Source organism: Brevundimonas sp. LPMIX5 (assembly GCF_003576505.1).
GTDB lineage: Bacteria > Pseudomonadota > Alphaproteobacteria > Caulobacterales > Caulobacteraceae > Brevundimonas > Brevundimonas naejangsanensis.
Map to the genome: position 1 here is coordinate 87869 of NZ_QWTZ01000001.1, position 19228 is coordinate 107096.

Below are 19228 nucleotides of genomic sequence, written 5' to 3' on the forward strand. Positions count from 1 at the left end.
TGCCAGCGTGGCGGTCGAATAGCCATCGAGGATACGCATGATCCGCGCCATCGGACCCTTCGCTCTCGCCCTGCTTCTCGCGGCGCCCGCAAACGCGCAACAGGTGGAGGAGGGGCCGGGCGGTCCCGACCGCGTCTCCCTGACGGTCTATAATCAGAACATCGCCCTGGTTGAGGACGTGCGGAACCTGAACGTGCCCGCCGGACGCTCTCGCCAGGAGTTTCCGGGCGTATCCGCCAGCATCCGGCCCGAGACGGTGGGGCTGTCGGGGCGCGGTTTGTCGGTGGTCGAGCAGAACTTCGATTATGACCTGCTGACGCCCGGCAAGCTGATGGAAAGCGCTGTCGGCAATGAGATCGGCATCATCCGCACCAACCCCGGCTCGGGGGCGCAAACGACCGAGCGCGCGCGCGTGCTGGCGGCGAATCAAGGCGTGGTGCTGCAGATCGGCGACCGTATCGAGGTGCTGCGCGACGACGGCGTGCCGACGCGCGTCATATTCGACCGGGTGCCGCAGAACCTGCGCCCGCGCCCGACGCTCAGCGTCACCCTGGACGCCGAAGGGGCAGGGCGGCGCGAGACGACGTTGTCTTATCTGACCTCGGGCCTGACGTGGAAGGCGGACTATGTCGCCCGTTTCGACGAGAAGGCGGGCAAGCTGGACCTGACCGGCTGGGTGACGCTGACGAACAACTCCGGCGCGACCTTCAGCAACGCCCAGACGCGGGTGGTGGCGGGTGACGTCAATCTGATCGGCAATCAGGGCGGCTATAATCCGCGCCAGCCGGTTCGCGGCGCCGGCGTGCGCGGCAATGGAACCCAGTCGGGCGGAGAAGGCGCTCTGGCTGACGTCTATGTCTATCCGCTGCCTGAGGCCGTGACGGTCGCCAACAACCAGACCAAGCAGGTCGGGCTGATCGACGCGGCCGGCGTGCCGGCGACCAAACGTTATCTGCGGGTCATCAACGGCTTCTCCACCGCCGAACAGCCGATCGCGGCCGAGGTCGGGGTCATCTTCACCAACGGATCAGGCGCCGCCGCGCGCGCCCTGCCTGCGGGCGTCATCCGCGTCTATGTGAAGGATGAGGCGGGCGAGCCGCGCTTCATCGGCGAAAGCCAGGTCGATCACTCGCCCGCCGGGTCCGAGATCGTGGTGACGACCGGCGACGCCTTCGACGTGACGGTGCAGCCGCGTCTGGTGTCGTCCGAGCGGGTGTCCAAGCGGTTGGTCGACTATTTCCGCACCCGCTATGTGATGGAGTACACCGTCCGCAACGCCCGGCCTGAGGCGGTCACGGTCGAGGTGCGCCAGCGTGGTCTGGGCCGCGACACCGAACTGACGGACCAGAGCATCGAGGGCGAGATGCGCGATGCGCGCACCGTCGTCTGGCGCGTGCCGGTGCCCGCCAACGGCGAGACCAGGCTGACCGCGACCATCACGACGGGCGGCTGAACCATGCGCCGCCTTTTGGCGATAACCACTGCGCTGAGCTTTCTGGCGCCCACGGCTTGGGCGCAGACGGAAAGCGTGTCCGCGCGTCCCGACGGAGCGACGGTGGTCATTTATCGTGACTGGCGACCCGTTGATACGACGCAACTGATGGCGCGTTCGCGCCGGCCGGGGAGCGGCCTGGACCGTGAGGGTCTTGCTCTGATCGTGGAGACGCGCACGGTCGATCTTCCGGCGGGTGAGGGGATCATCCGTTTTCGCGGACTGGCCACCGGCGTCGTGCCGCAGAGCGCGATGATGGAGGGGCTGCCCGCCCCTGTGGTCGAGCGCAACGCCGACTTCGACCTGCTGTCGCCCGCTAGTCTGATGGAAAAGTCGGTGGGCGAGGTGGTGCGTGTCGTCCGCACCAATCCGGCGACCGGCGAACAGGTTGAAAAGGCCGCTGTGATCCGTGCGGGCGCCCAAGGGACGGTGCTGGAGATCGACGGCCAGTTTGAGGCGCTGGACTGCTCAGGCCTGACCGAGAGGGTCGTGTTCGACCGCGTGCCCGAGGGGCTGGGCGACCAGCCGACCCTGTCCGTGCGCACACGCGCGGAGCGGGCGGGGCGGCACACGGTGACGCTGGCCTATCTGACGACAGGGCTTCAGTGGTCGGCCGACTATGTGGCGCGTCTGGACCCCACGGACGGCACGCTGGATCTGACGGGGTGGGTGACGCTGGCCAATTTCGGCGGCACGGGATTCCCCGACGCCCCGGTGCAGGTGGTGGCGGGCACGCTGAGGAAGGATGCAGGCACCACGCCGGTCGAGCCTCTGGTCCGTTATCAGCAGAACCAGTGCTGGCCACAGGGCACGACGACGTTCGGATCGGGACAGTTCGCGGGCTATGGCGGGGCTCCTCCGCCACCGCCGCCTCCGCCGCCTCCGGCGCCTTCTGCTCCCATGCTGCGGATGGTCGCCAATGAGGCGATGGATGCAGTGGTTGTGACCGGAAGCCGGATCGCCCGGCAAGGCGAACTGGGCGACTACAAGATCTACTCCCTGCCCGAACCGACGACCGTCGCGGCGCGCCAGACCAAGCAGGTGCGTTTCCTAGAGCGCGACAGCGTGGCCTATGAGCGGGTCTATCGCGCCGGACTGCTGGATCAGGACGAGGAATCCCGTCCGATGGGCGTGGTCCTGAAGCTGCGTAATGAGACCCGCGCGGGGCTCGGCGTGGCCCTGCCGGGCGGCTCGGTGGCGGTGATGCAGCCGGATGGCGCGGGCGGCGTGCTGCTGGCCGGTCAGGACCGATTCGAAGACAAGGGCGTGGGCCTGCCGGTGCGGCTGCACTTCGGTCAGTCGCCGGATGTGCAGGTGCAGACGCGGCTGGTGAAGAGCGAGAGTTCCCGACGGGAGGCGGTGACGACCCAGCGTTCAGAAATTGAGACCACGGTCACCAACGCCCGCTCTGAGGCCGTCACCGTGGAACTGGTCGCCAACGCCGCCCTGCAGCGCGGCTTCCGCATCCGCAGCCAGTCGGTGCGCAGTCGGATTGACGACACCGGCTATCCGGTGTGGACGCTGACCGTGCCCGCGAACGGCGCGGCGACGCTGAAGGCGGCGTGGACGACGACGGATTGAGCTGTGTTTCTCCCTCCCCTTCATGGGGAGGGTGGTCGCGCAGCGACCGGGTGGGGAGGGCTAGGCGATCGACCCTCAGCGCCTGAATAGCCTCTCGCCGCCCCCACCCGACTTCGGCCTTACGGCCTCAGCCACCCTCCCCATGAAGGGGAGGGAGAGGCTTTGTACTACTCCCCCCTGGCCGCCTGTCTGGGGCTGAACTTCGGCGCGGGGGCCAGGCGCATGACTTCGCCCTGATAGCGCTCGTCGTCGCCGTTCACCGCGAAAGGCAGGGCGTCGGCGCAGGCTTGCAGCAGCGCATCCAGCCACGGCTTGTCGGCCTTATGGAAGTCGCCCAGGACGTGGTGCATGACCAACTGCGGCTCGCCGGGGTGGCCGATGCCCATGCGGGCCCGGCGGAAGTCGGCGCCCAGGTGGCTGATCAGGCTGCGCACGCCGTTCTGGCCCGCTGCGCCGCCGCCCTGCTTCATGCGGAAGCGGCCGGGCGCCAGATCGATCTCGTCGTGGAAGACGATGACGTGCTCGGGCTTCACCTTGTAGAAACGCGCCGCCTCGCCCACGGCCCGGCCGCTCTCATTCATATAGGTCTGGGGCTTCATCAGCAGGACCTTGGTCCCATCGACCTCGCCGTCGGCGACGATCGACTGGAACTTGGCGCGCGACGGGCCGAAGCGCCAGCGGCTGGCGATCTCGTCCACGGCCATGAAGCCGATGTTGTGGCGGTTCTTTTCGTATTTGGCGCCGGGGTTGCCCAGGCCTGCGATGATGATCATGCGGTCCTCATGCCCCGAGGTTCAGACAAAGAAAAGCCCCGCCGGATGAACCCGGCGGGGCTGTGTCTTGTTGTTCAAACCCCTCAAGCAGCCCTGCGCCGCGCGCTGGGCGATAGGGGAAGAAACATCAGGCCTCTTCGGCTTCGGCTTCCGCGGTGGTGTCGCCGGCGTCCGACTGGCCAGCGGCCGAGTTCTTGATCGCGGCGATCATGAAGTCGCGGTCAGCGATGGTCGGCGCGGCGCCTTCCGGCAGTTGGATGTCCGAGATGCGGATGTTCTCGCCGATTTCGCGGCCCTTCAGGTCGACAACCAGTTCCGACGGGATGCGGTCGGCGCGGACCATGATCTCGACGGTGTGGCGCACGACTTCCAGCATGCCGCCCTGACGGGTGTAGGGGGCTTCGTCGGCGTTGACGAAGGCGACCGGGATTTCGATCTTGATCTCTTCCTTGGCGCCGACGCGCATCAGGTCGAAGTGCAGCGGGCGGTCGCTAACCGGGTCGAACTGGATGTCCTTGGCGATGACCGGCTGCGATTCCTTGCCATGCTTCAGGGTCACCAGGTGACCGATCAGCTTGCCGGTGTACAGCGACTTGCGGAACTCGCGTTCGTTCACGGAGATGGCCACCGGGGCCTTGTCGCCGCCGTACAGGACGCCGGGCACAGCGCCGTCGCGACGCGCGGCGCGGGCGCCGCCGGTGCCCACGTTCTCGCGGACATCAACGTTCAGAATGATCTCGGCCATCGGGCTCGCCTTCAATACAAGTAAACGCCTGCGCGGAACCGGGGCCCGCGCGGCGGGGTCATGAACCCTTCGAATTCAAGAGGGCGGGCTATTACACGGAACACGGGGCGGACGCAACCGCCCCGGCTCAGCCCGCAGCGATATTCAGCCTCAACCGTGCGGCGAAGGCGTCGGCGTCGACTGGTTCTGCGCCTGCGCCATCGGCGTGGGCGCGCCCGCAGGCGGGACGGCCACAGTGATGGTCGGCATGGGGCCTGTGTACTGGGCCGTGCACTGAGCCATGTCGCGCACGATGTGGCGACCGGCGCAGAAGATGTCCTCATAGTTCGGCTTGGCCGCCGCCAGACACTGGAACAGCATCAGCTTGGACATGCTGAGGCAGAACTCATTGTTCGATTCGGTCGTCAGGGCGTCGGTGTTCGCCTTGGCGTCCTCGCCCGCCGCGCCAAGCGCCGCCAGGGCCGCAATGGCCAGGGAGTTGACGATGGCCGGGGTGAAGGGCGCGCCGCGCTGGGCGGCGGACAGGTTTAGGCCCGAGCCGCTGTTGGCGGCGGCGAACAGGCGGGCGCTATCTTCGGCCGAGGGCAGGCGAGGCACGGCCGATAGGGACTTGGCGCTCTCCAGCCGACCGTTGCGGTCGGCGACAGGCTGGGTGGCCCAGCGACGACGCGGGTCGGTGCGCTCCTGAATCGTATAGGCGTCCGTCTCGACCGCCTCGGCCAGGGCGGTCATGATTTCGGCGTCCTTGCCCATGGTGCTGGCGATCAGGCCTGCGGCTGATTCGGCGCCGGGCAGGGTGGCGGCGTAGGCGGGATCGGCAACGATTCGCGCCACCATCTGTTGGCGCTGGGCCGGATCAGCAGCGTACTGGCGAACGCCGGCGACATACTCGGGCGACTGCAGGGCCAGGATGGCGCCATAGGCGATCATGCCGCGCGACAGTTGGCTCGCCTCAACGGCGGCGCCCTTGCGCACAGCCGCCTGAATGGTCTCGGCGTCAGGGAAACCGGCCTGGATCGAGCGGACTTCGCGCACAAAGGCGACATAGACCGATGCGGCCTCGGCCACGCTCTGATTCAGCGCTAGCGCCGGAGGCGGCGGCGGGGGAGGCGGCGGAGGCGGGGCTTCCGGTTCCGGCGTCGAACAACTGGCCAGAACGGCGGCTGCGGCGACGGCGGCGACAGAGAGGCCGTGGCGCAAGAAGGCCTTGGTCATCGGCGGTCTTCCCTTGATTAAGCGATACGCACTTGGACAAGCGTCCGAGGCGCGTGACGCCTCAGACTACAGGCCCTTATATCGCCGAGGGAATGGTTAGCCGAACCTTAATCGAACAGCTTGGAGACCGACTCTTCGTTGGCGATGCGCCGAATGGCCTCGCCCATCAACGGCGCCACGGACACGCGGCGGATCTTGGAGCAGTTCAAAACTTCGTCAGGCTGTTCGATGGAGTCGGTGATCACCAGCTCCTTCAGCGGGCCGTTGGTGACGCGGTCCACTGCTGGGCCGGACAGGACGCCGTGGCTGATATAGGCCGAAACCTCGGTCGCGCCCCGGTCGATCAGCGCCTTGGCCGCATTCACCAGCGTACCGCCCGAATCGACGATGTCGTCGAACAGGATGCAGCGGCGCCCTTCGACGTCGCCGATGATGTTCATGACCTCGCTCTCGCCCGCCTTGGGGCGGCGCTTGTCGACGATGGCCAGGTCGGCGTCCAGGCGGCTGGCCAGGGTGCGGGCGCGCACCACGCCGCCGACGTCGGGCGAGACGATCATCAGATCATCGCCGCGCGGATAGTTTTCCTTGATGTCCTGCGCCAGCACGGGCGTGGCCACCAGATTGTCGGTGGGGATATCGAAAAAGCCCTGAATCTGGCCTGCGTGCAGGTCCATAGTCAGGACGCGGTCGGCGCCCGCGCGAGTGATCAGATTGGCGACCAGCTTGGCCGAGATCGGGGTGCGGCCCCCGGTCTTACGGTCCTGACGGGCGTAGCCGAAATAGGGCATGACGGCCGTGATCCGCTTGGCCGAGGCGCGCACCAGCGCGTCGGTCATGATCAGCATTTCCATCAGGTTGTCGTTGGCCGGATAGGAGGTCGACTGGATGATGAAGACATCCTCGCCGCGCACGTTTTCCTCGACGACGGCGAACACTTCATTGTCCGCGAAACGCTTCACCTGGGCCTTGGTCAGCGGCATGTCCAGATGGGAAGCAATGGCCTGGGCCAACGTCCGGTTCGAATTGCCTGCGAGCAGCTTCATTGACCGGTCATCCTTTCGCCGTCATCGCCCCGCCAATAGTCGCGGAGGCGTTTCTGGACGCGCTCTCTAGGCGGCGAACGGGGCGGCGTCCAGCCGTGTTCCGGACGTATCTTCGATTTCAGCCGATTGGCTTGGACGCGGGCGCTGTTATAGAGGACGCATCCTGCTAACGAGGGCGCGTGTCGCGTGTCCGCGTCCCGAAGGCATCTTGATGAGGTCGCACTTGCCTGCTTCGAACACTCGGCTCGCTTCGAAAACCCGGTCCGGCCTGATCCTGCTGACGGCTGCTGCTGCGGTCCTGACGGTCTCGGCCTGCTCGGGCACCAAGCCCCGCCAGCGCCTGGCCTATGAAGAGCGTCCGGTCGAGGCCCTGTACAACACGGGCTATCAGCGGCTGCAGTCCAGGCGCTGGATGGACGCCGTCGACTATTTCCAGGAAGTCGAACGCCAGCACCCCTATTCGGAATGGGCGCGCCGGGCGATCCTGATGCAGGTCTACGCCTATTATCAGAACAACGCCTATCAGGACGCGATCGCGGCGGCCGACCGCTTCATCGCCCTGTTCCCCGGCAATCCCTCGGCGGGCTACGCCTTCTACATGAAGGCCGTCTGCAACTTCGAGCAGATCGTCGACGTGGGCCGGGACCAGGGTTACGCCGAGGCCGCTTTGGCGGGCCTGCGCGATGTGGTGCGCCGCTATCCCGGTTCGACCTACGCCACCGATGCGCGGGTCAAGATCGACATGGTCAATGACCAGCTGGCCGGCAAGGAAATGGCCGTGGGCCGCTTCTATCAGCGCGCCAATCAGCCGCTGGGCGCCCTGAACCGCTATAAGGCGGTGATCAACAACGAGGCCTTCCAGCGCACCTCGCATACGCCCGAAGCGCTCTACCGTCTGGTTGAGGTCAATCTGAGTCTTGGCCTGACCGAGGAGGCGACGCGCAACGCCGCCGTCCTGGGCCACAACTATCCGGGCAGCCCCTGGTACGCCGAGGCCTACGCCCTGCTGAACGAGCGGGGTCAGCGCCTTGACGTCAAGCCTGAGGGCAAGCGCGAATCCTGGCTGCAACGCCTGATTCCCGGCGGCGCCTGATCCGGTCGCAGCAAAACAGGCGTGCGGTGATTAAGTCGCTGCGTTCCTGTTCTGTTTCCGGCTAGGATGCGGCGAAACCTAGAATCAGATCGTCCATGCTGACCACGCTCTCGATCCGCGACATCGTTCTTGTCGACGCCCTGGACCTGGAGGTCGAGGACGGCCTGACTGTGCTGACGGGCGAGACCGGTGCGGGCAAGTCCATCATCCTTGACGCATTGGGCCTGGCGCTGGGCGCCCGCTCCGACGCCGGACTGGTGCGCAACGGCGCCAAACAGGCCTCGGCCACGGCTGTTTTCACGGCGCCTGATGATGAAGCCCTGATCGCCCTGCTGGCCGAACGCGGTTTCGAGGTCGCGCCGGGCGAAGACCTGATCCTGCGCCGGGTGGTGTCGGCCGACGGCCGCAGCCGCGCCTATGTCAACGACCAGCCTGCCGGGGTGACGGCTCTGCGCGAGATCGGCGCCTTGCTGGTCGAAGTGCACGGCCAGCATGAGACGGTCGGCCTGCTGGACTGGAAGACGCACCGCACCCTGCTCGACAATTATGGCGGGTTACAGCCGCAGCTGACGGGCGTGGCGGGGGCGGCCGAGCGCCTGAAAACGGCGCAGGCTCATCTGGACGAGCTTGAGGCGTCCGCAGCCGAGGCGGCGGCCAGGGCTGAGGAAATCGCTCTGAATCTGGCGGATCTGGACGCCCTGGACCCCAAGCCGGACGAAGAGACGGAACTGGCGGGCGAACGGGCCATCCTCGGCGCGGCGGAAAAGGCGGTCGCCGATCTGGCCGACGCGCGCAATCTGCTGGGCGGCGACAAACTGAGCCAGCGTCTGGCTTCGGCCCTGCGCGCAGTGGAACACGCGCGCCAGCGGGCGGTGCAGGCGGGCGCCGAGGGCGACAACCCCATCATCGTCAAACTGGCCCAGGCCGCCGAGGCGGTGGACCGGGCGCTGGTCGAGGCGACCGAGGCCGTGGCCTGCGTCGACACCGCCGCCGACGCCTTCGACTTCGAGCCGGGCCGTCTGGACAAGGCTGAGGAGCGGTTGTTCGCCCTGCGCGCCGCCGCACGCAAACTGAACACGACGGTCGAGGCTTTGCCGGCGCTGCGGGTGAAATTGCGCGAGCAACTGCGCCTGATCGAGGACGGGGAAGAGGCCCTGACCAAGGCCCGCCGCGACGTCGCTGCGGCGATCGAAGCCTATGACGTCGCCGCCCTGTTGCTGACCTCGGCGCGCGAGGCGGCGGGTGATCGTCTGGTCGCCGCCGTCATGGACGAGCTTGGTCCGCTGAAGCTGGAGCGCGCCCGCTTCCGCGTGACGCTGGAGCCGGTCGAAGGGCGTCGCGGCCCGCTGGGCGTCGAGACGGTGCGGTTCGAGGTGGCGACCAACGCCGGGACCGCCTTCGGCCCGCTGGATACGGTGGCTTCGGGCGGGGAGCTGGCGCGCTTCGCTCTGGCGATGAAGGCGGCCCTGGCTAGCCGCGAGGACCAGCGCCAGCCGGTCATGATCTTCGACGAGGTGGATCAGGGCGTCGGCGGCGCCGTGGCCGAGGCCGTCGGCGGACGCCTGCAACGCCTGTCGCGCGGGGCGCAGGTTCTGGTGGTGACGCACAGCCCGCAGGTCGCGGCGCGCGGCCACGCCCACTGGAAGGTGCGTAAGGCCGACGTGGAGGGCCATACGCGGACCTCCATCGACGTGCTGCAGGAAGGCCCCCGTCAGGAAGAGATCGCGCGGATGCTGTCCGGCGCCGAGATCACCGATGAAGCGCGCGCGGCGGCGCGGGTGCTGATCGGCTGACCCTTTCCTTCTCCCCTTGTGGGAGAAGGTGGCAGGCGGAGCCTGACGGATGAGGGGTGTCGACTCCGTCTTCTAGAAACTTGATGATTGTGTGTCCGCACGGTTTTCATAACCGATGCGCTGACACCCCTCATCCGAGCGCCTCCGGCGCCCACCTTCTCCCACAAGGGGAGAAGGGTCAGACCCCCAGAATCCAGCCTTCTTCGTTTTCGACCTTCTCAACGAGTTCAGTCGAGGCGCTCGCAGGCGGCGCAAACGCCTTTTGCAGTTCTCCGGCGTCGTCCATGCGGGCGAAGGCTTCGGCGGCGGCGCGGACCTGGGCCTGGGTCTTGTATTCCTTGACGCCCTCGGCGTTCACGCCGCGCTTGGCTTCATAGAGGGCGGGCCAGACCTCGACGACGACGGCCGACAGGGGCGCGATGTCGGCCTCGGTCAGTTCGCGCCAGCCGGTGCCGAACGGCCAGACGGCCGCCGAGGCGCCCAGAGTGTCCAGCAGGCGGCGCAGCATGGGCGCGCCAACCAGCGTCAGGCCGCCGATGGCGCCCGCGCCGTGCATCTGCCAGACGCTCTTGGGCGGCAGCTTGTCCTTGCGCGCGGCCAGTTCGGTGGCGCGGAACTCGGGGATGTCGGCGCCGGCGCCTTCGGGCGGCTTGGTCGTGGTCAGCCAGCGCTGGGCCTGGCTGGCGGGCGCGCCCCAGAAGGGCCAGGGCTCGTCCGTCATCAGGCGGTTCATCTTGGCCGCGACCTGATAGCGGTTGTTCGCGTTATCGGCCTTGTCGACGATGTTGGCGGCCAGGAACTTGCCCATCGCGTCCCACGGACGGCCGTCCAGCTTAAGACGTGCAGCCGTCCCGGCCGGGAAGCCGAAGTCGAAGTCGAAGCCCACCAGCACGCGGTCGCCGCGCTTGCGGTGTTCGGCCAGCAGGTCGGCGATCAGCTTCTCGCCCTCGGCGCGCGTGGCGACGTTGTGCGTCTCGGCATAGAGGCGGAAGCGCACGTCGCGTTTGGCGACGCCGACCCACAGGGTCTGTTCGCCCAGCTTCTTGCCTTCGGCGGCGGTCCAGTTGGCGATGATGTAGGCGTCGAAAAGGCGGGCCACGGGGGCTCCTGATGAAAGAAAGTAAAAAGCAGGACGAGGGGTTCTAGCCGCCCGGACTCAAGCCGTGAAGGGCGATCAGCGTTGCATCAGGGCTTCGACGTGCGACAACCAGCGGCGCCCCAGCCGCAGACCCTCGCCCGGCGAGCGGGCGCCGCTGGTCTTTTCGGCTTCGGAAGCCGGGGCGGTGCGCGTGCCGTTCCACAGGGCCAGCTCGAACTCGGCGTTGTGCGGGTCGCTGAAGATCAGCCGCAACACGACCAGTTCGGCGTCGGGCGCGTCCAGGTCGATTTCCTTGCGCATCTGGCCGCGCAGGACGCGGGCGACGACATGGCCGTCGACGATGATCTCTGCGCCCAGCACTTCTTCGAAGGCGTAGACAAGGCCCATTGCGCCCCGGTTCCACAGCACGACCAGTTGGCCGCCTTCGAGGTCCAGCCCGGCCGCGCGGCCTTCATGGGCCGACAGAGCCACGGTGTCGGCCGGGGCGCCCAGCGCCTTCTTCATCGCCCGCCGCAGTCGCCGCTCGGACTCCATCCACCAGGAAAACAGCAGGACGCCGGTGGTCAGGAAGGCGGCGATCAGGGCGATCAGCAGAATAGCCCTGAACGTGTCGCCCATGGATCAGGCCTCCAGATCCAGATCAACCACGACGGGGACATGGTCGCTGGGCTTGTCCATGTCGCGCGCGTCGCGGTGCGTCTCGATGGCGCGGAAGCGGTCTGCGGCCTGAGGCGACAGCATGGCGAAGTCGATGCGGATGCCATGGTCGCGACGCCAGGCTCCTGCCTGATAATCCCAGAAGGTGAAGGTTCCGGCGGGTTCGCGGCCCAGTTCGTGTGAATCGGCCAGGCCCAGCCATTTCAGCGCACGGAACGCCTCGCGGCTCTGCGGCTGGAACAGGGCGTCCTCGGCCCAGGCGGCGGGGTTCTTGGCGTCTTCGGCCTCGGGTATGACGTTGTAGTCGCCGCACAGGGCCAGCGGCTCTTCCAGAGCCAGCAGTTCGCGCGCGTGATTCTGCAACCGCTGGAACCACGCCAGCTTGTAGGTGAATTTTTCCGTCCCGATGGGATTGCCGTTGGGCAGGTAGATGGAGGCGACGCGGATCGGCCGGGGCGCCTCGATCAGGGCCTCGATGTAGCGGGCCTGTTCGTCGGCATCATCGCCGGGCAGGCCGCGCCGCACGTCCGACAGCGGATACTTCGACAGCAGGGCGACGCCGTTGTAGCTCTTCTGACCGTGCGTCTCGACGTTGTAGCCCAGGTCTTCAAAGGCCTCGCGCGGGAACTTCTCGTCCACGCATTTGATCTCCTGGAAGCAGGCGACGTCGGGATTGGCGGCCTGAATCCACTCCAGCACCGTAGGCAGGCGGGCGTTGACCGAGTTCACGTTCCAGGTGGCGATGCGCATGGGACGCAAGGCTAAGGTGAGCCGCTTCGTTCGGGAAGAGGGGCGCGCAAAACAAAGACGCCGCCGGATCGCTCCGGCGGCGTCTGAAACTTCAGGCTGAAAGCGGGATCAGCTGTTCGGCGTTGCGGCCGGAGGCGTGGTCGTCAGCTTGCAGCCGCCGCCGATCTGCGAGGCGGTTTCGCAAGGATACACCTGCTGCACGGCGTTCTCGGTGTTCACGCGGGCGATCAGGCCGTCGGCGCCGTTACAGGCGGCCTCATAGAAGGCGCCGTTGGCGTTCTTGCCCATGTAGCGGACCTGGGTCACGTCGCACGAAGCGGCGTCCGACCCGGCCAGCATGGCCTTGACCGTGGCGGCTTGCTCCTGCTCCGTGGTGAAGCGGCAGGTCGAACCGGCCGAGGCCAGTTCCAGGCAGTCCACGACTTCCCAGCCGGCGCCGCTCTTGTTGATCTGGGCGCCGTCGACGCCGGCGCAGCCGATTTCATAGACCACCGCGCCGCCCGGCTTGGCGCCGATGATGCGGCCCTCGTCGACCGTGCAGGTCAGACCGGCTTCCTGAGCGAAGGCGGTGAAGACGGCCATGGCGTTGTCGTTGGCGGGCAGGGTGCACTGCGAGCCGACATCGGCGTTGGGGTCGCGTGCGCGGGCCTGTTCGGCCGAGGAGGCCAGCACCAGGCAGTCCGTGGCCTGCGGCGGCGTCGAGGTCAGCAGCAGATAGCCGGGGCCGGTGGCGCACGACACTTCGTACAGCGACTCCTTGGCCGCGGACTGACCGAGCAGCTTGGACTCGGTCATCTGGCAGTTGGTGTTGGTCGCCGTCAGCACGGCCTGGGCGCCGGCTTGAATTTCTTCGGCGCTGGGCGGCTTGGGCTGGTTGCGCGGCTGGCGTTCGCGGTTGCGTGAAGTGCGGCTCTGCGCCTCGGTGACCCGGACGCCGTCCTGATCCTGGGCGGAGCGTTGGGCGAAGGCGGGCGAGGTCAGGCCGGAGATCAGGACCGCCGCGGTCACAGCGATCATAGTACGAGCATTACGGGACACGGGGGCGCTCCTTGAGAAAGTTGCATATCCCTGACCGCGCTGACGCCTCGGGTCAAGAATAGACGCGACCTGGAATCCGTCATAAGAACCATAGTTGCGATTGGAGACGGACTTGTCTGACGGCGAAACCCTTGCAGGAACCCGCACGGAGCGCGGTCTGACCTATCCCGCCCTGGCGATGCCCGCAGCGGGCGAAGCGACCGTCGTGGCGCCTGGCGTCCTGTGGTTGCGCCTGCCGCTGCCGATGGCGCTGAACCACATCAACCTCTACGCCATCGAAGATGGCGAGGGCTGGGCGATCGTCGATGCGGGGCTGGCGACGGATGCGTCGCGCGAAGGGTGGAACACGGCGTTGGAGGGCGTGCTGGGAGAGCTGCCGATCACGCGCGTCATCTGTACCCATATGCACCCGGATCACATCGGGCTGGCGGGCTGGCTGTGTGAGCGGTTCGACGCGCCGCTGCTGATGTCGCGGACTGAGTATGTGACCGCGCGACTGCTGATCGGCGACGAGGCCCTGGGGCCTCCGGCGAGCGCTGAGGCCTTCTATCGGGCGGCTGGCTGGTCGGACGAGCAGGTGGCGCGCTGGCGCGACGGCTATGGCGGTTTCGGCCGCATGGTGCAGGACTTTCCGCGCGACTATCGTCGGGTGCAGGATGGCGAGGCGCTGATCATCGGCGGCGACGAATGGCGCGTGGTGGTCGGCGAGGGCCACAGCCCTGAACACGTCTGTCTGTGGCGCGAGAAGGACGGCGTTTTCATCGCCGGCGATCAGATCCTGCCGCGCATTTCCTCCAACATCTCGATCTGGCCGACGGAGCCGCAGGCCGATCCGCTGGGCGACTGGCTCCGGTCGCTGGCGGCGCTGAAGGAACGGTTGCCGGGCGATCTGCTGGTGCTGCCGTCGCATGGGGAGCCGTTCTATGGCGTGACCCTGCGGCTGGAAGCGCTGATGCGCGGGCATGAGGTGGCGCTGAAACGGCTGGAGAAGACGCTGCGGACGCCGTGCCGCGCCGTGGACGTGTTCGGCGCCCTGTTCGCGCGGCCGGTGGGCGACGCCGTGCTGGGCATGGCGACCGGCGAGGCGCTGGCGCACCTGAACTATCTTGAACGCCAGGGACGTGTCCGCCGCGAGCGGGACGGGGACGGCGTGGACTGGTGGAGCCTTTCGGAGATAGGCCAATGAGCGAACATATTCGGACCCATCTGGAGGGCGGCGTCCTGACGGTCGTCTTCGACCGCGCCGACAAGAAGAACGCCATCACGCAAGCGATGTATACGGCGCTGGCCGATGCGACGGAGAAGGCGAAAGCTGACGACGCCGTCCGAGTCATCCTGTTCCGAAGCGAGGGCGATTCCTTCTCGGCGGGCAACGATATCGCCGACTTCATTTCCCTGGGCCAGACCGAAGGCGATCTGGTCGAGATGGGGGTGTTCCGCTTCCTGAAGGCGCTGGCTGATCTGGACAAACCTGCCGTGGCGGCGGTGCGCGGCCGGGCGGTGGGGATCGGCCTGACGCTGCTGCTGCACTGCGACATGGTGGTGGCGGCCGAAGACGCCCTGTTGTCCGTGCCGTTCGTCAATCTGGCGCTGGCGCCGGAGGCGGCGTCGTCGCTGTTGCTGCCGCGCGTGCTGGGGCATCAGCGGGCGTTTGAACTGTTCGCCCTGGGCGAGGCGATCGACGGCAAGACGGCGCTGGCCTGGGGGCTGGCCAACCGCGCGGTTCCGGCCGATCAGGTCGAGACGACGGCGGCGGATCTGGCGAGCAAGCTGGCGGCGCGGGCGCCCAACTCTATCCGCAAGACCAAGGCCCTGATGCGCGACGCCGAGGACCTGTGGGGCGTGATGCAGATGGAAGCCAAGGCGTTCGGCTCTCAGATGCGCAGTCCCGAGGCGATGGAGGCCTTCATGGCGTTCAGCCAGAAGCGGGCTCCGGACTTCTCCAAACTGGGCTGATGTCGCGAAATCGCGATTGATTCGAGGGGCGCGGGGGACTACGGGCCGCGCATGAACGCCGCGCCCGCCTCCGCCCCTTCAGACGACCCGCAGATCGCGGGGCGGATCACCCGTGAGACGACGGCCGATGCGGCCTCTGTCGACGCCCTGGTCATCGCCGCCTTCGGCCCCGGCCGCTTCGCCAAGACGGCCGAGCGTCTGCGCGAGCGGGCTCCGCTGGCGGCCGGTTTCTGCCTGCATGAAGACGGCCGTTTGATCGGTTCGGTGCGATTGTGGTCGGTCCTGACGGGCGAGGCGCGCTCGGTCTTTCTGGGGCCGATCGCCGTGGACAAGGCCAGCCGCAGCACAGGCCTGGGCGGCGAGTTGGTGCGCGCCTGCATCGAAGAGGCGAAGGCGCTGGGGCTGGACGGCATTCTGCTGGTCGGCGATCCGCCCTATTTTTCGCGCTTCGGGTTTGAGCCGGCGCCGGACGCCGTGCTGCCGGGGCCGGTGGACCAGCGCCGGGTCATGTGGCTGCCTTTCACTGATGCGGCGCCGGTCGGAGCGGTGCGCCCCGACGCCTGAGCCGGGCGCGGCCTTCCTTTGCAGGGCGACGCATCCCATAGTTCAGACATGACGAACCCACCGACATCCTCGGGTCTGACAGGCGTGGCCGAGGCTGCCCGTCAGGCGCCGGGCAGGGGGCTGCCGCCCGTTCATCTGTGGCATCCCGAGCATTGCGGCGAGATCGACATCCTGATCCGCGCCGACGGGGTGTGGATGCATGAAGGATCGCCCATTGGCCGGGCCGAGCTGGTGCGGCTGTTCTCGACGGTGCTGAGGAAGGATCCGGACGGCTATCACCTGGTCACGCCGGTCGAGAAGCTGAAGATCGCGGTCGAGGATCTGCCGTTCCGCGCCGTGACCGTGCGCGAAGAGGGTGAGGCGCTGGTATTCACTACGGATCAGGGCGACGAGGCCGCCGCCGGTCCCGACCACGCCATCATCGTCGAGACGGATGCGACGACGGGCGAGCCTGCGCCGCGTGTTCATGTGCGCGGCGATCTGTGGGCGCGGATCGCGCGGCCGGTCTTCTATGAGTTGGTCGAACGGGCGCAGGAGGCGGACGGGCGCCTGGCCGTGCGCTCGGGCGGGGTGACGTTTCCGCTGGGGCCGGAAGGGGCGGGGCTTTGACCTGTTCCGGCTTGAAGTCGCGGCTGCAACAGAGGCTGGACCCGGTATCGGCGTGGTCGCCGCAGCGTGGGGCGGTGCGGTCCGACTATGACCTGAACCCCGATTTCAGCCGTCCGAAGGTCAAGTTGAGACCGGCGGCGGTGCTGATCCCCATCATCGCGCGCGAGGACGGCCCCAGCGTCCTGCTGACGCGGCGATCCGACAGTCTGGCCAGCCATACGGGGCAGATCGCCTTTGCGGGCGGACGACTCGATCCGGGCGAGACGGCGCTGGACGCGGCTTTGCGTGAGGCGTGTGAGGAGATTGCGCTGGACCCGGCCGTGGTCGAGCCCTTGGGGCTGGGCGATCCGTATGAGACGGGCACCGGCTTTCTGGTGACGCCGGTGGTCGGCTGGCTGACGGCGCCGCCCGCTGTCACCCCGTCGCCCGCCGAGGTGGCCGAGGTGTTCGAGGCGCCGTGGGACTTCCTGATGGATCCGGTGAACCATCGCCGCGACTATTATGATCAGGAGAACGGGCCGCGCCGCTGGTTCTGGGCCATGCCTTATCGCGAGCGCTACATCTGGGGCGTGACGGCGGGCATTCTGAAGGGGCTGTTCAACCGCCTCTATGGCGAGGAAACCGCGCCGCATCAGGCCGCCGAGGCCGACGCGAGCGAGCGCGTGGGATGAGCCGCGTCCTTGAGGGGCAGGACTGGCTGACGGCCGACGCCACGCGTGCGGTGATGGCGGCTCTGGCGGCGGCGGGCGGGGCGGACTGCGCCCGCTTCGTCGGCGGCTGCGTGCGCAACGCCGTGCTGGGCGCGCCGATCGACGACGTGGATATCGCCACCGTGCTAACGCCCGAGGCGGTGGTCAGGGCGCTGAAGGCGGCCGGGCTGAAGAGCGTGCCGACCGGCATGGAGCACGGCACGGTGACAGCCATATCGGAGCGCCAGCCGTTCGAGATCACCACCCTGCGCCGCGATGTCTCGACCGACGGACGGCGCGCCACGGTCGCCTTCACCGACGACTGGGCCGAGGACGCGGCGCGGCGGGATTTCCGCCTGAACGCCCTCTACGCCGACTCCGACGGTGTGATCTTGGATCCGACGGGCGCGGGCTATGACGACGCTCTGGCGGGACGGATCGTCTTCGTCGGCGAGCCGGAACAGCGCATCGAAGAGGACTATCTGCGCATTCTGCGCTTCTATCGCTTCTTCGCCTGGTATGGGCGAGGCGCGCCGGATGCGGCTGCGGTGGCCGCCTGCGCCGCCCTGGCCGAAGGGGTCGAGCGGCTGTCGGCCGAGCGGGTGTCGAAGGAGATGCTCAAGCTGCTGGCCGCGCCCGATCCGCGCCCGGCGGTGCGGTTGATGCAGGATGCGGGTGTGCTGGGCCGTATTTTGCCGCAACCCGAAGGCTTGACGCTGTTCGAGGCGATGGTCGGGGTCAGCCCGGACCCGGTGCTGCGCCTGTCGGCCCTGCTGCCGGCGGACGTTGAGACGGTGCGCGCATCCGCGAACCGGCTGCGGCTGTCCAACGCCCAGAAGGACCGGCTGATCGCCGCCGTTCGCACGCCGCTTGACCCGGATATAAGCGACGCGCGCGCGCGCGCCGTCATCTGGCGCGAGGGGCGGCAAGCGTTCGAGGATCGCGTCAGGCGCGCCTGGGCGGGGGGCGCCGAGGCGGCGAGGATGCAGGCGTTGCTGGCCCTCGCGGCCGACTGGACGCCGCCGAAGCTGCCGGTCGGCGGGCGTGATCTGGCGCGACTGGGTCTGAAGCCGGGGCCCGAGACAGGCCGCGTCCTGAAGGCCTTTGAAGACGGCTGGATCGCCGACGACTTCCCCGACCACGGTCATGAGGCGCGGCTGAAGGCGCTTATTGCGTCGCCCGCGTAAGCTCGACGATGACGGGGCGGTGGTCCGAGCCGGTCTTGTCGCCCAGCCGCCGTTCGAGCAGGGCCAGATCGGGCGAGCGCCATACATGGTCGATGGTGACGCCCAGCGGCGAGGGCGCCACGGCGGGCCAGGTGCCGGGCCAGGCCGGGGCGGGGATCAGGCCGGTTTGCGCCTTGATCTGACGGCCGATGCGGCCGCTGGAGACGCTGTTGAAGTCCCCCGCGATGACGACCGGCCCCGTCAGTCCGTGACGCAGTCCAGCCAGCCGCTCGGCCTGGCTGATCTGGCCATAGGGATGCTGGAAGGGCCAGGGGCGGGTCATGTGGACGGCGATCAGATTGATCGGGCCCAGCGCCGTCTCGGCCTCGGCGACCAGGGCGGCCAGCCCCTGACCGTCGGCGTCGCGCACGCGGTGCAGCGGCCGTTTCGAGGCGATCACCGAGCGCGCCGCGCCGCTGGGCCGATCCTTGCGCGGGGTGGCGACGCGGTGGGGATAGCCCGCCAGAACCTCGTCCAGCCGGGCGTTGGGGCCGTCGCCCAGCTCGATGAGCATGACGATGTCGGCGTCTGCCGCGGCGATGGAGCGGGCGACCGCGTCCGCATCATTGTTCCGCGCCCACAGGTTGGCGGAATAGAGGGTGAGCGTTTCGGCGCCATCGGCAGGCATCCCGCGCGGCGGCGACCACTGCGGCCAGACGGCGACCAGCAGCAGTCCTGCGACGACCCCGCCCAGCGCCGCCATGTCCCACAGTCTCAGCAAAAGGAAGGCCCCGCACACCGCCACCGTCGCGATCAGGGCCGGAGCGGTGAACTGCGTCAGCAGATCAGGCAGCCGGTGGCCGATGCGGCTGAGCGCCGAGACGGCGACCACGGCGGGCGGCGCCAGAACGGCCAGGGCGGCCAGGCGCGTCAGGGCCTGAAACAGGGTCATGAAGCAGTCGCGA

At 68.1% G+C, this 19228-nt stretch carries 19 protein-coding genes; 10 read left to right on the forward strand and 9 right to left on the reverse strand.

What is annotated here, in order from left to right; genetic code table 11:
• Positions 1–37: 37 nt before the first annotated feature.
• Together D1604_RS00425 and D1604_RS00430 are read left to right on the forward strand one after the other, a co-directional pair.
• The gene (locus tag D1604_RS00425) at positions 38–1453 is read left to right on the forward strand and encodes a DUF4139 domain-containing protein (RefSeq protein WP_119411738.1); all 1416 of its coding nucleotides are present in this window, start codon (positions 38–40) and stop codon (positions 1451–1453) included.
• 75 nt (positions 1454–1528) lie between these two features.
• Positions 1529–3073, forward strand: coding sequence for a DUF4139 domain-containing protein (locus D1604_RS00430; protein WP_233551779.1), 1545 nt, complete (start codon positions 1529–1531; stop codon positions 3071–3073).
• A 167-nt stretch (positions 3074–3240) separates the two neighbouring features.
• On the opposite strand, the gene pth is transcribed toward D1604_RS00430, so the two are convergent.
• The 4 genes from pth to D1604_RS00450 form a co-directional block, all read right to left on the reverse strand.
• Positions 3241–3846, reverse strand: a complete 606-nt coding sequence (gene pth, locus D1604_RS00435) for an aminoacyl-tRNA hydrolase (RefSeq protein ID WP_119411740.1) — start codon at positions 3844–3846, stop codon at positions 3241–3243.
• Between the two features lie 127 nt (positions 3847–3973).
• The gene (locus D1604_RS00440; RefSeq protein ID WP_119411741.1) at positions 3974–4591 is read right to left on the reverse strand and encodes a 50S ribosomal protein L25/general stress protein Ctc; all 618 of its coding nucleotides are present in this window, start codon (positions 4589–4591) and stop codon (positions 3974–3976) included.
• Between the two features lie 150 nt (positions 4592–4741).
• Complete coding sequence (locus D1604_RS00445; RefSeq protein WP_119411742.1) at positions 4742–5806, reverse strand: hypothetical protein; 1065 nt, start codon at positions 5804–5806, stop codon at positions 4742–4744.
• A gap of 107 nt (positions 5807–5913) precedes the next feature.
• The gene (locus tag D1604_RS00450) at positions 5914–6849 is read right to left on the reverse strand and encodes a ribose-phosphate pyrophosphokinase (RefSeq protein ID WP_119411743.1); all 936 of its coding nucleotides are present in this window, start codon (positions 6847–6849) and stop codon (positions 5914–5916) included.
• Positions 6850–7060: 211 nt separating this feature from the next.
• Between D1604_RS00450 and D1604_RS00455 the strand changes: the two genes are divergently transcribed.
• Together D1604_RS00455 and recN are read left to right on the forward strand one after the other, a co-directional pair.
• Positions 7061–7942, forward strand: coding sequence for an outer membrane protein assembly factor BamD (locus D1604_RS00455; RefSeq protein WP_029673162.1), 882 nt, complete (start codon positions 7061–7063; stop codon positions 7940–7942).
• 95 nt (positions 7943–8037) lie between these two features.
• The gene (recN, locus tag D1604_RS00460) at positions 8038–9735 is read left to right on the forward strand and encodes a DNA repair protein RecN (RefSeq protein ID WP_119411744.1); all 1698 of its coding nucleotides are present in this window, start codon (positions 8038–8040) and stop codon (positions 9733–9735) included.
• A 178-nt stretch (positions 9736–9913) separates the two neighbouring features.
• Here the strand turns inward: recN and D1604_RS00465 are convergent, their stop codons facing one another.
• The 4 genes from D1604_RS00465 to D1604_RS00480 form a co-directional block, all read right to left on the reverse strand.
• Positions 9914–10834 (reverse strand): cobalamin biosynthesis protein CbiG, encoded by a 921-nt coding sequence (locus D1604_RS00465; protein ID WP_119411745.1) that lies wholly within the window; start codon positions 10832–10834, stop codon positions 9914–9916.
• 75 nt (positions 10835–10909) lie between these two features.
• A complete protein-coding gene (locus tag D1604_RS00470) occupies positions 10910–11452 on the reverse strand; it encodes a hypothetical protein (protein WP_003169925.1) in 543 nt (180 codons plus the stop codon).
• Positions 11453–11455: 3 nt separating this feature from the next.
• Positions 11456–12241 carry an exodeoxyribonuclease III gene (xth, locus tag D1604_RS00475; RefSeq protein ID WP_119411746.1) on the reverse strand — a complete coding sequence of 262 codons (786 nt, stop codon included), beginning with the start codon at positions 12239–12241 and terminating at the stop codon, positions 11456–11458.
• Positions 12242–12349: 108 nt separating this feature from the next.
• Entirely contained in the window at positions 12350–13279 is a 930-nt protein-coding gene (locus D1604_RS00480; RefSeq protein ID WP_233551780.1) for a hypothetical protein, read from the reverse strand.
• Positions 13280–13391: 112 nt separating this feature from the next.
• On the opposite strand from D1604_RS00480, the gene D1604_RS00485 reads away from it, so the two are divergent.
• Genes D1604_RS00485 through D1604_RS00510 form a run of 6 tightly spaced genes read left to right on the forward strand, consistent with a single transcriptional unit; the run spans position 13392 to position 18284 of the window.
• A complete protein-coding gene (locus D1604_RS00485; RefSeq protein WP_233551781.1) occupies positions 13392–14465 on the forward strand; it encodes an MBL fold metallo-hydrolase in 1074 nt (357 codons plus the stop codon).
• Positions 14462–15235, forward strand: a complete 774-nt coding sequence (locus D1604_RS00490; protein WP_119411748.1) for an enoyl-CoA hydratase — start codon at positions 14462–14464, stop codon at positions 15233–15235. The genes D1604_RS00485 and D1604_RS00490 overlap by 4 nt, the downstream gene beginning before the upstream one ends.
• Before the next feature lie 51 nt (positions 15236–15286).
• Positions 15287–15799: a GNAT family N-acetyltransferase gene (locus D1604_RS00495; RefSeq protein ID WP_119411749.1), complete on the forward strand. Its 513-nt coding sequence runs from the start codon at positions 15287–15289 to the stop codon at positions 15797–15799.
• 48 nt (positions 15800–15847) lie between these two features.
• On the forward strand, positions 15848–16408 hold the full coding sequence (locus tag D1604_RS00500) for a DUF1285 domain-containing protein (RefSeq protein WP_199683599.1): 561 nt from the start codon (positions 15848–15850) through the stop codon (positions 16406–16408).
• Positions 16405–17079, forward strand: coding sequence for a CoA pyrophosphatase (locus D1604_RS00505; protein WP_119411751.1), 675 nt, complete (start codon positions 16405–16407; stop codon positions 17077–17079). The genes D1604_RS00500 and D1604_RS00505 overlap by 4 nt, the downstream gene beginning before the upstream one ends.
• Positions 17076–18284, forward strand: coding sequence for a CCA tRNA nucleotidyltransferase (locus D1604_RS00510; RefSeq protein ID WP_119411752.1), 1209 nt, complete (start codon positions 17076–17078; stop codon positions 18282–18284). The genes D1604_RS00505 and D1604_RS00510 overlap by 4 nt, the downstream gene beginning before the upstream one ends.
• On the opposite strand, the gene D1604_RS00515 is transcribed toward D1604_RS00510, so the two are convergent.
• On the reverse strand, positions 18265–19215 hold the full coding sequence (locus D1604_RS00515) for an endonuclease/exonuclease/phosphatase family protein (RefSeq protein ID WP_119411753.1): 951 nt from the start codon (positions 19213–19215) through the stop codon (positions 18265–18267). The genes D1604_RS00510 and D1604_RS00515 overlap by 20 nt on opposite strands.
• Between the last annotated feature and the right edge of the window lie 13 nt (positions 19216–19228).